Source organism: Muricoccus harenae, assembly GCF_009848505.1.
Classification (GTDB): Bacteria; Pseudomonadota; Alphaproteobacteria; order Acetobacterales; family Acetobacteraceae; genus Roseomonas; species Roseomonas harenae.
The window spans coordinates 143,289-155,919 of sequence record NZ_WWDL01000006.1 but is presented as its reverse complement, the minus strand read 5'-3'; the positions used below and the strand labels follow the sequence as shown (position 1 = coordinate 155,919).

Annotated in this window: 17 protein-coding genes; 8 read left to right on the top strand and 9 right to left on the bottom strand. The window is 70.3% G+C overall.

Annotated features, from left to right (window positions below):
* Nucleotides 1-430, bottom strand: a 430-nt coding sequence (locus tag GSE44_RS07115) for a transposase (protein ID WP_201305960.1), incomplete at its 3' end; no start/stop codon positions are given.
* A gap of 183 nt (nucleotides 431-613) precedes the next feature.
* On the bottom strand, nucleotides 614-1,390 hold the full coding sequence (locus GSE44_RS07110; protein WP_159348093.1) for a hypothetical protein: 777 nt from the start codon (nucleotides 1,388-1,390) through the stop codon (nucleotides 614-616).
* Nucleotides 1,391-1,538: 148 nt separating this feature from the next.
* Here GSE44_RS07110 and GSE44_RS07105 point away from each other — a divergent pair, with 148 nt between their 5' ends.
* Nucleotides 1,539-1,940, top strand: coding sequence for a DUF6766 family protein (locus GSE44_RS07105; protein ID WP_159348092.1), 402 nt, complete (start codon nucleotides 1,539-1,541; stop codon nucleotides 1,938-1,940).
* A gap of 266 nt (nucleotides 1,941-2,206) precedes the next feature.
* Here the strand turns inward: GSE44_RS07105 and GSE44_RS07100 are convergent, their stop codons facing one another.
* From GSE44_RS07100 to GSE44_RS07090, 3 genes are all read right to left on the bottom strand, one after another.
* Nucleotides 2,207-3,094, bottom strand: coding sequence for an NAD(P)H-hydrate dehydratase (locus GSE44_RS07100; RefSeq protein ID WP_159348091.1), 888 nt, complete (start codon nucleotides 3,092-3,094; stop codon nucleotides 2,207-2,209).
* 46 nt (nucleotides 3,095-3,140) lie between these two features.
* On the bottom strand, nucleotides 3,141-3,929 hold the full coding sequence (locus tag GSE44_RS07095; RefSeq protein WP_159348090.1) for a histidine phosphatase family protein: 789 nt from the start codon (nucleotides 3,927-3,929) through the stop codon (nucleotides 3,141-3,143).
* A gap of 70 nt (nucleotides 3,930-3,999) precedes the next feature.
* Nucleotides 4,000-4,407: a metallopeptidase family protein gene (locus GSE44_RS07090; protein ID WP_159348089.1), complete on the bottom strand. Its 408-nt coding sequence runs from the start codon at nucleotides 4,405-4,407 to the stop codon at nucleotides 4,000-4,002.
* Nucleotides 4,408-4,497: 90 nt separating this feature from the next.
* Between GSE44_RS07090 and GSE44_RS07085 the strand changes: the two genes are divergently transcribed.
* From GSE44_RS07085 to GSE44_RS07075, 3 genes are all read left to right on the top strand, one after another.
* Nucleotides 4,498-4,788 carry a 4a-hydroxytetrahydrobiopterin dehydratase gene (locus GSE44_RS07085; RefSeq protein ID WP_159348088.1) on the top strand — a complete coding sequence of 97 codons (291 nt, stop codon included), beginning with the start codon at nucleotides 4,498-4,500 and terminating at the stop codon, nucleotides 4,786-4,788.
* Nucleotides 4,772-5,842, top strand: a complete 1,071-nt coding sequence (locus tag GSE44_RS07080; RefSeq protein ID WP_235924603.1) for a tripartite tricarboxylate transporter substrate binding protein — start codon at nucleotides 4,772-4,774, stop codon at nucleotides 5,840-5,842. The genes GSE44_RS07085 and GSE44_RS07080 overlap by 17 nt, the downstream gene beginning before the upstream one ends.
* Before the next feature lie 298 nt (nucleotides 5,843-6,140).
* Nucleotides 6,141-7,028, top strand: coding sequence for a PhzF family phenazine biosynthesis protein (locus GSE44_RS07075; protein WP_159348087.1), 888 nt, complete (start codon nucleotides 6,141-6,143; stop codon nucleotides 7,026-7,028).
* A 39-nt stretch (nucleotides 7,029-7,067) separates the two neighbouring features.
* Here the strand turns inward: GSE44_RS07075 and gluQRS are convergent, their stop codons facing one another.
* Nucleotides 7,068-7,952 (bottom strand): tRNA glutamyl-Q(34) synthetase GluQRS, encoded by an 885-nt coding sequence (gene gluQRS, locus GSE44_RS07070; protein ID WP_159348086.1) that lies wholly within the window; start codon nucleotides 7,950-7,952, stop codon nucleotides 7,068-7,070.
* 44 nt (nucleotides 7,953-7,996) lie between these two features.
* Between gluQRS and GSE44_RS07065 the strand changes: the two genes are divergently transcribed.
* The 3 genes from GSE44_RS07065 (at nucleotide 7,997) to GSE44_RS07055 (ending at nucleotide 9,622) form a co-directional block, all read left to right on the top strand.
* Entirely contained in the window at nucleotides 7,997-8,662 is a 666-nt protein-coding gene (locus GSE44_RS07065; RefSeq protein WP_159348085.1) for an alpha/beta hydrolase, read from the top strand.
* 238 nt (nucleotides 8,663-8,900) lie between these two features.
* Entirely contained in the window at nucleotides 8,901-9,425 is a 525-nt protein-coding gene (locus tag GSE44_RS07060) for an HNH endonuclease (RefSeq protein WP_235924605.1), read from the top strand.
* 14 nt (nucleotides 9,426-9,439) lie between these two features.
* A complete protein-coding gene (locus GSE44_RS07055; protein ID WP_159348083.1) occupies nucleotides 9,440-9,622 on the top strand; it encodes a hypothetical protein in 183 nt (60 codons plus the stop codon).
* A gap of 32 nt (nucleotides 9,623-9,654) precedes the next feature.
* Here the strand turns inward: GSE44_RS07055 and GSE44_RS07050 are convergent, their stop codons facing one another.
* Nucleotides 9,655-10,638 (bottom strand): Bug family tripartite tricarboxylate transporter substrate binding protein, encoded by a 984-nt coding sequence (locus GSE44_RS07050; protein ID WP_159348082.1) that lies wholly within the window; start codon nucleotides 10,636-10,638, stop codon nucleotides 9,655-9,657.
* Between the two features lie 123 nt (nucleotides 10,639-10,761).
* Here GSE44_RS07050 and GSE44_RS07045 point away from each other — a divergent pair, with 123 nt between their 5' ends.
* Entirely contained in the window at nucleotides 10,762-11,460 is a 699-nt protein-coding gene (locus GSE44_RS07045) for a hypothetical protein (RefSeq protein ID WP_159348081.1), read from the top strand.
* 10 nt (nucleotides 11,461-11,470) lie between these two features.
* Here GSE44_RS07045 and GSE44_RS07040 read toward each other — a convergent pair whose 3' ends face one another.
* Together GSE44_RS07040 and GSE44_RS07035 are read right to left on the bottom strand one after the other, a co-directional pair.
* Entirely contained in the window at nucleotides 11,471-12,061 is a 591-nt protein-coding gene (locus tag GSE44_RS07040) for a demethoxyubiquinone hydroxylase family protein (protein WP_159348080.1), read from the bottom strand.
* Complete coding sequence (locus GSE44_RS07035) at nucleotides 12,058-12,537, bottom strand: disulfide bond formation protein B (protein WP_159348079.1); 480 nt, start codon at nucleotides 12,535-12,537, stop codon at nucleotides 12,058-12,060. Before GSE44_RS07035 ends, GSE44_RS07040 begins: the two co-directional genes overlap by 4 nt.
* Nucleotides 12,538-12,631: the final 94 nt, after the last annotated feature.

Sequence of the window (12,631 nt, the reverse complement as noted above, 5' to 3'; positions counted from 1 at the left end):
CCACCCGGCCATCGATCTCCTCCACCAGCCGGCTGACCTCGCTCTTGGAGATGCCCGACCCGCCCATCGCCTTGACCAGGTCATCGACGGCCCGGGTGGAGACGCCATGAATGTAGGCCTCCTGGATCACAGCCGTGAGTGCCTTCTCCGCCGTCCGGCGGGGCTCCAGAAAGGAGGGGAAGTAACTGCCCCGGCGCAGCCGGGGGATCTCAAGCTCGATCCGGCCCGCCCTGGTCTCCCAGGCCCGCCCGCGATAGCCGTTGCGCTGCACCTGCCGAGCCGGATCCCGCACGCCATGCGCCGCGCCGGTTCGGGCCTGCACCTCGGCCTCCATCAGGCGCTCGGCGGCAAAGCCCAGCATCTCGCGCACCAGATCACCATCGGCGCTCTTCTCGATCAACTCCAGCAGCGCCATCTTGTCGTCGGTCATCGTCATCTCTGTGCTGAGGGTTCAAGGTCGCACTCGAACCATAGCCAGAGATCGACGGTGGCCACCCCGCCAGGGCAGCCCCCCGCTGTGGATAAGTGGCCCGCCTGCGCTCAACCCCTGATCTCGCTCCGGCAGGCCACTTACCCACAGCTGCTACACCACGCGTCGGGGCACGATCCTCCGCTAACCTCCGCTGAGGCTGAACTGAATGCTGATGATGGCCCTGAAGCGCGGCGAGTCCCGACCGATGCCAGCTCCGAGCGCGCCACCGAGGATGACGTCGCGCGCAATCTGGTGGCGCAGGCCCGCCTCAAGGATGGTGGCGTCGCGCTCGCCACGCTCCTGGCTTTCGCGCAGGAGGTTGGTCACCAGCGCGGTGCGCTCCGCGACCAATTGGCTGTAGCCGAGGGTGAAGCGGTAGCGATTGCGCCGCTCCTCCTCCCTCGGATCGAGGCGGCGGAACCAGATGGCGTTTAAATGAAGACGCCGCTGCGCCGGGCTGGGATCGATCGTCCTGCTGGCAATTCCCCCGAGCTGGATCTCCCAGCTTCGGTCGCCCGGACCGATCGGTGCGTCCGCTTCCGCGAAGGCAGCGAAGGCGGGCAGCCAACCTGTCTCGCGGTTCAGCTGGCAAAGCCCGCCCAGGCTGACTTCGCCCTGATTCGCGCGGGAGCCCGAGCCCACAGTATAGGGCAGGTCAAAGGAGAGCTGCAGCCGCTCCGCCGGAACCCATTGCAGCTGAGGGATGAAGCGCACCGTTTCGTCGCCCCGGCGCCAGCGGTCGTAGCGGGCCGCGCCGAGCAGGTCGAGGCTGCCGCGCTCACCGACGAAAGCATCCTCCAGCGTGTTCGGCATGTTGACGTCAAGGTCGCCGACTTCGCCCGCGCCTGCGCCACACACGACCGTTGCGGCAAGGATCCCGGCGAGGAGGCCTCCCCGCCGGAAGATTCGCACCCACACGCCCCTGTTCCTCCGCCACGCGCATGGCCTGCAGCGTTCTTTCGTGATCGAGGTTGAGGTTCCCGCATGGCGCGCCGGAGTGGTTGCCCGGCACATGTCACGAAGCTGCCTGCCGCCGGAAGGCGCTGCGGCTTGAGGAGGACAGAGGATGCAGGGCTCTATCTGGAAGCGGTATGGGTTCGCCTGGGTGACGGGAGGCTTCTTCCTCATCTCGTTCCTGGGCCACTGGGTGTTCGGCTGGTTTACCTATGTCAGCGAACAGCAGGCCCACCAACAACCCGTCCAGTTTTCAGAGTACCTCGTGCAGATGATGCGCGACACGCTGGAGAACTGGCAGTCCGAATTCCTGCAGCTCCTCTGGCAAATCGTCGGACTTGCACTCCTGCTCTATGTCGGATCGCCGCAGTCGAAGGAGGGCAACGACCGCATGGAGGCGAAGATCGACGCCCTCCTGCGCAAGGTGGATCCCGGCAATGCCGACCGCGTCATCGCAGCGATCGACGACGCCTATTCGGGGCGCGAGACCGACACCCCTCACGCCCATCAATGAGGGTTGGAATTCATCCCCGATGGAGGATCGCGCGGTCAAACGATGGTCGTGCAGGCTGCGGCTCCTCGTCCGCATTGTCGCTGCTCCTGCACAGCGAAAACGTATGCCGCTGAAAGACATGCAGCGGCCGGTGCTGGAGCCTGTATCGGGCGTCCCCGATCCAGGCTCTGGCATCAGCGTGTCACCGCCGCGCGCAAGCCGCCGCCTCGATCCCCGGCATTCTTCACCTCGCCACCACATCCGGCCGGCTTAGGCACGAACCGGCCCTAGCCCGAACCGGCGGCAAGGTCGGCCATGATGGAAGGCACCTCCGCCAGCAGCTCCCTCGCGAGGAATCCCAGCGGCCCTAGCCGCCGCGCCAGGCGGTGCCCGGCTTCGGCGTGCAGCCAGACGGCCCAGGCCGTCGCCTGAACCGGCGGCGCGCCGCGCGCCAGAAGTCCGGTGACGATGCCTGCCAGCGTGTCGCCCGAGCCGGAGGTGGCGAGACCCACATGGCCGTGGCTGCATGACAAGGTCTCGCCGCCTGGCCCGACAACCCAGGTATGGGCCCCTTTCATTGCCACCACGGCCCCGAGCAACTCCGCCGCGCGCCGGGCCGCTGCCAGCGGATCCGCCGAGACTTCCTCCTTCGGAATGCCCAGAATGCGGGCCATCTCCCCGGCATGGGGCGTCACCACGCTGTGCCCGGCATGCCGGCGCAGCGCGGCCGGATGGGCGCCCAGGCCGGCGAGGGCACCGGCATCCAGCGCCACGCCTGTCCCGGGCTCCAGCCCGTCGAGCAGCGTGCCGACCAGCGCCTCCGCCCCATCGGCCATCAGCCCGGGGCCGATGAGGAGCGCGGCGCTGCCCGAAAGCCGTGGCAGCAGGGCGGTGCCGGCCCCGGCACCGACGCAACCCTCCGCCGTCTCCTCCAGGGGGATCACCAGCGCCTCCGGCACCGCGAGGGCGAGATGCAACGCGACGGAGCGCACCGTCGCCATCTGCAGCCGCCCCGCCCCGGCCCGCAGCGCGGCCTCACCTGCCAGCATCACGGCGCCGGGCACCTCGGCGCAGCCGCCCACCACCAGCACCGTGCCGCGCTGGGACTTGTCGTCATCCGCCGCCGGGATGGGCAGCGGATGGGCGCGCAGCCAGGCGGGATTGATCTCGGTCATCGCCTGGCTCCGCCGTTCGGCGCGGCGGACGTCACCTCCGCGCGCCTCACGGCGCGACGGCCTTCGCGTCCGGCTCGGACGTGACCGGCGTGCCCTCGCGCTGCAGCGGCACGACGAAATTGTAGCGCTCCAGTGTCAGCGCGCCCGTTGCGCCCTTGTCAGCATCGAAGCGGTATTCGGTGATGCCGCAATTCGGCACGTCGCCCTCGCGGTCGATCGCCAGAATCTCCTCCTCGGTCATGTTCTCCAGCAGGTAGCGCAGGCAGAGCACCACAACCTGATGCGCCACGATCACCACGCGGCGTCCGCCGTGATGCAGGCTGATCGTGTCCAGCGCCGAGCGCAGCCGCAGGATGACGTCGCACCAGGATTCGCCCCCCGGCGGCCGGTGGTAGAACTTGCCGAGCAGGCGGCGGAACTCCGCCTGGTCCGGATGCACCTCGCGGATGCCGAGGGTGGTCAGCCCGTCCAGCACGCCGAATTCCTTCTCGCGCAGCCGCTCGTCGATGACGAAATCCTCGCGTTCCACGGGCAGGCCGCCGGCCTCGTGCAGCAGCGCCGCCGTCTGCCGCGCGCGGCGATAGGGCGAGCAGAGGATCACCTCCGGCCGCTCCTCCTCGGGCATGGCGGCGAACCAATGGCCCAATGAGCGGGATTGCTCCTGGCCGAGCGGACTGAGCGGGACATCCACGTCACGGCCATCCAGCGCGATGCGGGCGGCCTTGGCGCGATGCGCGGCATCCCGGGCGACATTCCCGGCGCTTTCGCCGTGGCGGATGATCCAGAGCCTGTCCGGCCATCGTTGCGAAGGCTGGCGCCGGGAGGGGTGGGGCATGCGGTCTCCTCTCTCGGCAGGCCCAACGCCCCGGCGGCGGGTGGGTTGGCTGCCGGTCCGGAACGCCGCCTCAGCCCTCGTCCTCGAGCCGCGCGATTCCTTCGTCGGAATAGCCGAAGTGATGGGCGATCTCGTGGATCAGCACGTTGCGGACCAGGCGGAACAGGTCTTCCCCGGTCTCGACCCATTCCACCAGGATCGGCTCGCGGTAGAGGAGGATCGTGTCGGGGCCGGTCGCGACATCCAGCACGGATTTCTCCGTCAGCGGTGTGCCGCGGTAGAGGCCAGTCAGCTCCCAGGGATGTTCGAGCCCGAGCGCCTCCAGCGTCTCGTCATCGGGCAGTTCCTCCACGAGGATGGCGGCGCCCGCCACGGCCTCGCGGAGCGGGGCGGGAATGGCGGCGAAGGCGGTCTCGGCCAACTCGGCGAGATCCTCGGCGCTGGGCGGGTTGCCCCATCGGGTGCTGGTGTTCGGCATTGGAGAAGGGGGCCATAAGGACGGCCCAGGTCAAGTGAAACTGGTTGCGTCAAACCCGTGAATCGAAACCGGCAGCAGGAGATGCGCGCCATGGTCGAACCCCTCCCCGCCGCCCGCCGCGAGGCGCTGCCCACCCTGCTGCCGCATTGGTCCGTGGCGGAGGGGCGCGACGCGATCCAGCGGACGTTCCGCTTCCGCGACTTCTCCGAGGCCTTCGGCTTCATGGCCCGGGTGGCGCTGCTGGCCGAGGCGCAGGACCACCACCCGGAATGGTTCAACGTGTGGAACCGGGTGGAGATCACCCTCACCACCCATGACGCCAAGGGGCTGAGCGAGCGCGACCTGCGGCTGGCCGAAGCCATCGATGCCCTCCTCCCCTGACAGCGAATCCGTTGCGCGCCGGCACCAGGGCGCGCAGCCTTCCTCCAACCGCCATGCAACGGCGGAGGAGGAGAATGTTATGGCCATCACCCGCCGCGCTGCTTTGGCGGCACCCGCGATCCTTCTCGGGCGTCCCGTGCTCGCCCAGGGCACCTTTCCCAGCCGCGCCGTGCGCATGGTCGTCCCCTACACGCCCGGTGGCGTGTCGGACATCACCGCGCGGCTGATCGCTGAGCCGCTGGCAGCGCAATGGGGCCAGCCCGTGCCGGTCGAGAACCGCGCCGGGGCGGATGGCATCATCGGCACGGATGTGGTCGCGAAGGCGACGCCGGACGGGCACACCCTCGGCCTCGTCTCGGTCGGCCATCCGGTGAACGCCGCCTTCTACCGCCTGCCCTATGACACGATGAAGGACTTCTCCTTCATCACGCTGACGACGAAAACCCCACTGGTGCTCGTGGCCAGCAAGGGCTTCGGCGCCTCCAACCCGGCGGAGCTTGTGGCGCGGGCGAAGGAAGGCGGCACGGCCAAGCCCCTCACCTTCGCCGGCACCAGCGGCGTGGTGCGACTGGCCCCGCTGCTCTTCGCGCAGCGCGCCGGGATCGAGATGACCTATGTCCCCTATCGCGGCTCCACCCAGGCGCATCCGGACCTGATGGCGGGCCGCGTCGACATCATGTTCGACACGGTGCCCGCCGCGCTCTCCCATATCCAGTCCGGCAACTTCAAGGCGCTGGCCACTACTGGCGCCAGCCGCGCGCCGCAGCTTCCCGACGTGCCGACGCTCGGGGAAGCCTTCATGCCGGGCTTCGAGGCCTCGACCTGGGGCATGGTCATTGGCCCGGCCGGCATTCCGGCTCCGGTGCTGGCAAAGCTCTCGGCGGATTGCGGCGCGGCGGTGATGCGCCAGGACGTCGCCGCCCGGCACACCGCCCTGGGTGCGGCGGTGGTGCGTTCCACGCCGGAGGAGACTCGGCAGTTCGTCCAGGCCGAGATGGAGAAATGGGGCGATGCCGCCCGGAAGGCCGGCATCCAGCCCCAATCCGCCAGCTGAGCCTGACAGCCCGCCCTTCGCCACGCGATGCGGCGGGCGCTTCAACCGCCGAGCCACAGGAAGAGCAGGACACATGGGTGGGCATTCCCCAGAGCCGCGAGGCCGGGCTCGGCTGCCTTCGCGCCTTGGTGGAGGTAAAGGCTCCGGCTTTGTCGTCCGCGCCCTTACGGCCAGCGGCCAGGGAGACGCGACAGTGGTGCCATCGGCGCAGTTAGGACCGATGGCGCAGTTAGGACCGATGGCACAGTACCCGGGCCGGCAGGACGACAGCCGCCCGGCGCGGCGCTAGGATCGGCCGATGCGCGCCTATCGCTTCGTCACCGTCGACGTTTTCACCGACCGCCGCTTCGGCGGCAATCCGCTGGCGGTCTTCCCCGATGCACGAGGCCTGTCCGATGCCGAGATGCAGGCCCTCGCCGCCGAGTTCAACCTGAGCGAGACGACCTTCGTCCTCCCGCCGGAGGACCCGGCGCATACCGCCCGCGTTCGCATCTTCAACCGCCAATCCGAAATGCCCTTCGCCGGCCACCCCAATGTCGGCACCGGCTTCCTGCTGGCGCAGGAGGGGCACGACCGCGAAGGCCGCCTTGCCTTCGAGGAGATCGCGGGGCTGGTGGAGGTTGTGGTGGAGCGCGATGCCGCCGGCACAGTGCGGGGCGCCACCATCGCGGCGCCGCAGCCCCTGTCCCTCGGCACGCGCTTCGAGGCCGGGCCGATCGCCGCCTGCGCCGGGCTGGAAGCCACCGCCATCCGGACCGGCGGTCATCCGCCCATCCAGGCAGGAACCGGCAATCACTTCGTGATCGCCGAAGTGGCGCCCGAGGCCCTGGCTCGCGCCCGTCCGGACGCGGGCGCCTTCCGCCAGATTGCCGCCGAGCACCCAGCGCTGGAAGGGCGCGTCGCTCTCTACCTCTATGCCCGCGAGGAGAATGGCGACCGCGCCCGCATGTTCGCGCCACTCCACGGCACGGAGGAGGATCCGGCGACCGGCAGCGCTGCCACGTCGCTGGCCGCTTTGCTGCTGTCCCTTTCGAGCGAGGCGGCGGCGCGGCTCGACATCCGGCAGGGGGTGGAGATGGGCCGCCCGAGCCTTCTCCGCACCACGGCCCGCCGGGCGGCAGATGGCATCCACGCCACGGTGGGCGGCGGCTGCGTGCCGGTGCTGCGCGGCGAGGCCCTCCTCTGAGCCACGGTCGCCAGAGGGGCGGAGACCGGTAGGCCGCCCCTACGGCGTTCCGCGCCAGGCCATGTCTTGCACCGCTGCCGCGTCCATTCCAGCTTCCCGCAGCGCCCGCAGGGCGGGGGCACCGTCCCGCTTCGCCAGCCGCCGCCCATCCGCGCCCCGTAGCAGCGCGTGATGCCGGTAGCGCGGCTCTGGCCAGCCCATCAGCGCCTGGATCAGGCGGTGGAGGTCGGTGGCTGGTTTCAGATCCTCGCCGCGCGTGACGAGCGTCACCCCCTGTAGCGCGTCGTCATGCGTCACGCAGAGATGGTAGGAGGCGGGCGTGTCCTTCCGGGCCAGCACGATGTCGCCGAAGCGCGCGGGGTCGCAGGGGATACGGCCTTCGCCCAGCTCATCGAAGGACAGGGGGCCATCCACCGCGGCCAGTGCCGCCTGCATGTCCAGCCGCAGGGCATAGGCATCGCCCGCCGCGATGCGGGTCGCCCGGGCGGCGGCGAAGAGGCGGCGGCAAGTGCCGGGATAGGGCACGCCCTCCGGCCCATGCGGGGCGCCGCCGATCGCCGCCACCTCCCGCGCGATGTCGGCACGGGTGCAAAAGCAGGGATAGAGCAACCCGCGGCCCGACAGGCAGTTCAGCGTCGCGCGATAATCGGGGAAGTGCTCGGACTGCACGCGCACCGGCCCATCCCAGTCCAGGCCGAGCCAGGCCAGGTCCTCGAGGATGGCCTCCGTGTATTCGGGCCGGCAGCGGGTGCGGTCGATATCCTCGATCCGCAGCAGGAAACGGCCGCCCGCGTCCCGCGCCGCGCGCCAGGCATGGAGGGCCGAATACGCATGGCCCAGATGCAGGAAGCCGGTCGGGCTGGGGGCGAAGCGCGTTACGACAAAGCTCGGTTGGGGACTCGGGGGATGGGGGCTTGCTGCCATCGCGATGGGCGGGTTAGCCGGGACCAGGAACGAAGGAAAGCATGATGGCCGAGCTGGACGGACCGCGCTGGGGCCCCGCCTCCAAGGGCAAGGTGAAGCAGATCGTCTTCCTGCTGCACGGGGTGGGGGCCGATGGGCACGACCTGATCGACCTCGCCCCCCGCTGGGCGCAGGCGCTGCCGGATGCGCTGTTCATCTCCCCCCATGCGCCGACGCCCTATCAGGGCGCGGCCTTCGGCCGGCAATGGTTCGACCTGACCGACCGCAGCCCCGCGCGGCTGGAGGCAGGGGTGCGCGCCGTGGCCCCGGTGCTGGATGCCGCCATCAGCCGCGAATGCGCCGCCGCCGGGTTGCCAGAGTCGCACGTGTTCCTGGCGGGCTTCAGCCAGGGCGCCATGACCGCCCTGTTCTGCGGGCTGCGCCGGGCCACGCCACCCGCCGCCATCCTGGCCTATTCCGGCCTTCTCCTCGGGCCGGAGTCGCTGGGCGCGGAGCTGCGTGGGCGCCCGCCGGTGCTGCTTGTCCATGGCGAGGTGGACGAGGTGGTGCCGGTCGGCGGCAGCCGGGCCGCGGAGCGCCAGCTGCGGGATGCCGGGGTGCCGGTGGAGGCCGTTTACTCCCCGAAACTCGGCCATGGGATCGACGATGCGGGGCTGGTGGCCGGTTCCCTTTTCCTCCAGCGGGCCGCGGCCGGCCTGCCCGAAGCGTGACGCTCGCGTGAAGCTAGGCGAGGGCGAGTTGCACCCCCCGCCCGGCGCTGCCATCCTCGCTTTGTTCGGGGCGGCGCCACTTGATCTGGGGCCCGTCCGCCCGGCCGAGCCCCAGGACTGGTGATGCCGCGCCTCCGGCAAGGAGAGGCGCGTGCCAGACGGATCTTATGTTGGTGGCGATTTAAGTGATCTTCCCGCCTTCGGCTCCCCCGGCAGCCGTTCCTTCCCCGCCCTTGTCCTGAACGCAGACTTCCGCCCGCTCTCCTACTTCCCGCTCTCGATCTGGTCCTGGCAGGACGCGGTGAAGGCCGTCTTCCTCGACCGTGTGTCGGTGCTGAACGAGTATGAGACGGAGGTGCATTCCACCAGCCTGACCATGCGCCTGCCCAGCGTGATCGCGCTGAAGGAATACATCCCGGCGGCGCGGCGCCCGGCCTTCACCCGCTTCAACGTCTTCCTGCGCGACCGCTTCTCCTGCCAGTACTGCGGCGCCGACCGCCCCGCGCCGGACCTGACCTTCGACCATGTCATCCCCCGCAGCCGCGGCGGGCGAACAACCTGGGAGAACGTCGTGGCCGCCTGCGGGCCCTGCAACCTGCGCAAGGGGTCCAAGCTGCCGCGCGAGATCGCGATGCACCCGCGCCAGGTCCCGCGCCAGCCGACAAGCTGGGAGCTACAGGAGAATGGCCGCGCCTTCCCGCCGAACCACCTGCATGAAAGCTGGCGCGACTATCTCTACTGGGACTCCGAGCTGGAGAGCTGACAGGGCCGGTCTCCATGGACCGCATGCTCTTCTTCATGTGGCGCCTGTGGCGGAACCCGCCCTCGCGCTTGAAGCTCATCGTGATGATGGCGGCGCTCGCCCTGGCAGTCGGGCTGGTGCTGGTCGAGCGCTATGTCGGCTGGCCCGACTGGATGCGGGCGGAACGGATGCCGAGGCCCCGCCTGCCCCATCCCTGACGGGCACGGGCGGCACACCGCCCGCCCCTGACTCAATCCGCCTGCAGGCCGAGTTCGCGTGACACAGCCTGCCAGCGCGCGGCGCTTTCATCCGTCCAGCGCACCAGATCGGCCTCCGGCACCACCAGCGGATCGACGAAGGCGCCCCTCAGCTTCTCCTCGAATTCCGGGGTGCGGCCCTTGACCATCGCCTGGCGCAGGGTGGCGACCACCGGGGCGGGCGTGCCCTTGCGCACGAAGAAGCCAGTCCACAGGCCCACATCATAGCCGGGCAGTCCGGCCTCGGCGAAAGTCGGCACCTCCGGCAGCGCCGATGCGCGGCGGGTGGTGGAGGCGGCCAGGGCCCGGAAGGCGCCCGAGCGGATATGCGGGGTAGAGGTGGCGGTGGTGTCCAGGCCGAAATCGATCTCGCCGGACAGCATGGCCGTTACCAGCGGGGCCGAGCCGCGATAGGGGACATGCGTCGCCTCGATCCCTGCCATCTTCAGGAAGGTGGCGGCCGCGAGATGCGAGGAGCTGCCATTGCCGACCGAGCCGTACATCAGCGGCTTCTGCTTTGCCTCCGCGATGAAGTCCTTCAGATTGGTGGCCTTCACCTTGCCCGGCAGCACGGAGAGGATGTTCGCCACCTCCCCGATCGTGCCCAGCGGCACGAAATCCTTCGAGGCATCGACGCCGCCGCGCGGGTAGAGCACCGGGTTCACGCCCAGGATCGCCATGCTGCCCAGCAGGATGGTGTAGCCATCGGCCTCGGCGTTCAACGCGGCCAGGGTGCCGACATTGCCGCCCGCGCCGGCGCGGTTCTCCACAACCACGGTCTGGCCCAGCATGCGGCCCAGCAACTCGGCACCCAGGCGGCCGGAGATGTCCATCACGCCGCCGGGCGGGAAGGTGACGATCACCCGGACGGGGCGGTCCGGCTTCCAGCCGGGCTCCTGCGCCCGGCCCCGGGCCGGCGCCAGCGCCGTCGGCAAGGCCAGGGCGGCAAGGGAAGCCATCGTGTCGCGCCTGCGCATCCTCGAACTCCTGTTTTATTTCCGTGCGGGCGACGCATAGCCCGGCGGGGTTGGTTGGGACAGGGAGTCTGACAGAACACCGCCCGGGCTCGTCCCGGGCTCCGGCTGGGGTTAGGATAAGGAATGCAACGCCGCGCTGCCCCAATCCTCGCCGCGCTCCTGCCCCTGCTGGCCGCATGCGGTGGCCGGGCGCCGCCGCCGCTTTCCGCCGAAGCCGCTTATGCCCGCCTGCCGGAGGAGATCGGCGGCTTCCGCAAGTCCCGGCCCGAGGAGGGCCAGGCCCGCACCATCATTGCTCGCTACGCCCATCCGAACCGATCGGCGGCCTCGATCCATGCGCTGCCGCCGACCAGCCGTGGCAATGTGCAGGATGGCGGGGACGCGCCGGAGGTGAGCGCCGCGGTGGAGGTCTTCGCCCGTGCCCTGGTGACCGACGCCACCACCCGCCAGGAGAATGTGACGCTGCGTCATTTCGGCGCCCGGCTGGCCGAGCCCGGTCCAGCCGCACGCTGCCTGGACGCGCATCTCCGCAGCGAGGAGCCGCGCCGCCAGCTCGGCTGCGCCACCATGCTGGAGCGCAGGGTCTATTTCGTGATGATGGTCGCGCCGGAGTCTGTGGATGCCCGGCGCGGGCTTCGGGACCCGCTACTGGCCGTGACGATGCGGCTGATCGGCGCCCTGTCGGGCCACCCGCCCGAGCCCGTCCCAGCCTCGGCGGATGAGGTGCTGCCACCGCCGCCCGAGGCCGCGCCGCCCGCGCCGAAGCGCCCCGCTCCGCCACGGCCGAGGCGCCCCGGAAGCGGCCCGACCTGGCGAACCTGAGCGGGCGGGATCAGACCCGCTCGCTCACCTTGATGGCCACCTTGCAGCCGGCCTTGATGACGCTGGCCAGCAGCTTGTAGGCCGGGGCGAGCTCGGCCTCGTTCTCCAGGCCGATGTCGCGATGCTCCAGCTCCTCCTGGCGGAAGCGCTCGATCTGGTCGCGCAGCGGCTGCTCGTCCTCACCGAGGGTGGCGTGCTGGGCGGCGTAATGCTCGTCGATCGCCTCCTCCACCGCGACGGTGCAGGCCATGGCGCCACGATGGCCAATCAGGGCCGTGGCGGCGCCGAGGGCGAAGCCGGCCACATGCCAGAGCGGCAGCAGCGCCGTGGGGCGCACCCGGCGTTCGCCGATCAGGCGGGAGAAGGTGTCCAGATGGACCTGCTCCTGCGCCTTCATATGCTCGAGGATCGGGCCGTATTTGGTACGGCCGAGCACGGCCAGCTGGCCCTCATAGATGCGCTTGGCGCCGTATTCCCCCGCATGGTCCACGCGGATCGTGCGCGCCACGTATTCGCGCGGGGTCGGGTCGCCCGGCAGACGGTTGCTCAAAGTGGTGGAACGGGGCGTCGCGCCGCCCGCACCGGTGCTCGCTTCACTCATCCATTGGCTCCTCTGCGGGCCCAGTTAAGCGCCAACCCGCCCAGCACAAGCGCATAGGCCAGGTTCATCGCCGCCATCGAGACCGGCAGGCCCGGAATGAGATAGGCGGGTGCGTCGCAGGGCTTGTCCGGCCGGGGGGCGAGGCTGCGCAGGAGGTCGTCCGCATTCATTGCGGCGCCGGCATTCGGCGCGGCGCAGGAGGCCAGCGGGCTGGGCCACCAGCCATGCTCCACCCCCACATGCAGCCCCGCGATCCCCGCCGAGACGAGCACCGCCAGCCCCGCCAGCGCCAGCAACCCGCGGGAGCGCAGCCCGGCGGCGAGGACCGCCAGCACCACCGCCACCCAATAGGGCCAGCGTTGCCAGAGGCACAGGGCGCAGGGCGCCATGTGCAGGAAGGCCTCGGAGCCTAGGGCCACCAGCGGCGCGGTCGTGGCCAGGATGGCCAGGATTGTGGCGTGTCGGCGGATGGTCATCGCGGCGGAAGCTGCTCCTGCCCCTGCTCGGCGGCAAGCCCACCGCAGCCTTCCACGCCGCCCGTCCATGGGCTTGCCGCTCGGGCAGGCGGCA

Coding starts and splice junctions, on each gene's coding strand:
- GSE44_RS07105 (WP_159348092.1), top strand. CDS start 1,539: ATGCAGGGCTCTATCTGGAAGCGGTATGGGTTCGCCTGGGTGACGGGA.
- GSE44_RS07100 (WP_159348091.1), bottom strand. CDS start 3,094: ATGACCGAGATCAATCCCGCCTGGCTGCGCGCCCATCCGCTGCCCATC.
- GSE44_RS07095 (WP_159348090.1), bottom strand. CDS start 3,929: ATGCCCCACCCCTCCCGGCGCCAGCCTTCGCAACGATGGCCGGACAGG.
- GSE44_RS07090 (WP_159348089.1), bottom strand. CDS start 4,407: ATGCCGAACACCAGCACCCGATGGGGCAACCCGCCCAGCGCCGAGGAT.
- GSE44_RS07085 (WP_159348088.1), top strand. CDS start 4,498: ATGGTCGAACCCCTCCCCGCCGCCCGCCGCGAGGCGCTGCCCACCCTG.
- GSE44_RS07080 (WP_235924603.1), top strand. CDS start 4,772: ATGCCCTCCTCCCCTGACAGCGAATCCGTTGCGCGCCGGCACCAGGGC.
- GSE44_RS07075 (WP_159348087.1), top strand. CDS start 6,141: ATGCGCGCCTATCGCTTCGTCACCGTCGACGTTTTCACCGACCGCCGC.
- gluQRS (WP_159348086.1), bottom strand. CDS start 7,952: ATGGCAGCAAGCCCCCATCCCCCGAGTCCCCAACCGAGCTTTGTCGTA.
- GSE44_RS07065 (WP_159348085.1), top strand. CDS start 7,997: ATGGCCGAGCTGGACGGACCGCGCTGGGGCCCCGCCTCCAAGGGCAAG.
- GSE44_RS07055 (WP_159348083.1), top strand. CDS start 9,440: ATGGACCGCATGCTCTTCTTCATGTGGCGCCTGTGGCGGAACCCGCCC.
- GSE44_RS07050 (WP_159348082.1), bottom strand. CDS start 10,638: ATGCGCAGGCGCGACACGATGGCTTCCCTTGCCGCCCTGGCCTTGCCG.
- GSE44_RS07045 (WP_159348081.1), top strand. CDS start 10,762: ATGCAACGCCGCGCTGCCCCAATCCTCGCCGCGCTCCTGCCCCTGCTG.
- GSE44_RS07040 (WP_159348080.1), bottom strand. CDS start 12,061: ATGAGTGAAGCGAGCACCGGTGCGGGCGGCGCGACGCCCCGTTCCACC.
- GSE44_RS07035 (WP_159348079.1), bottom strand. CDS start 12,537: ATGACCATCCGCCGACACGCCACAATCCTGGCCATCCTGGCCACGACC.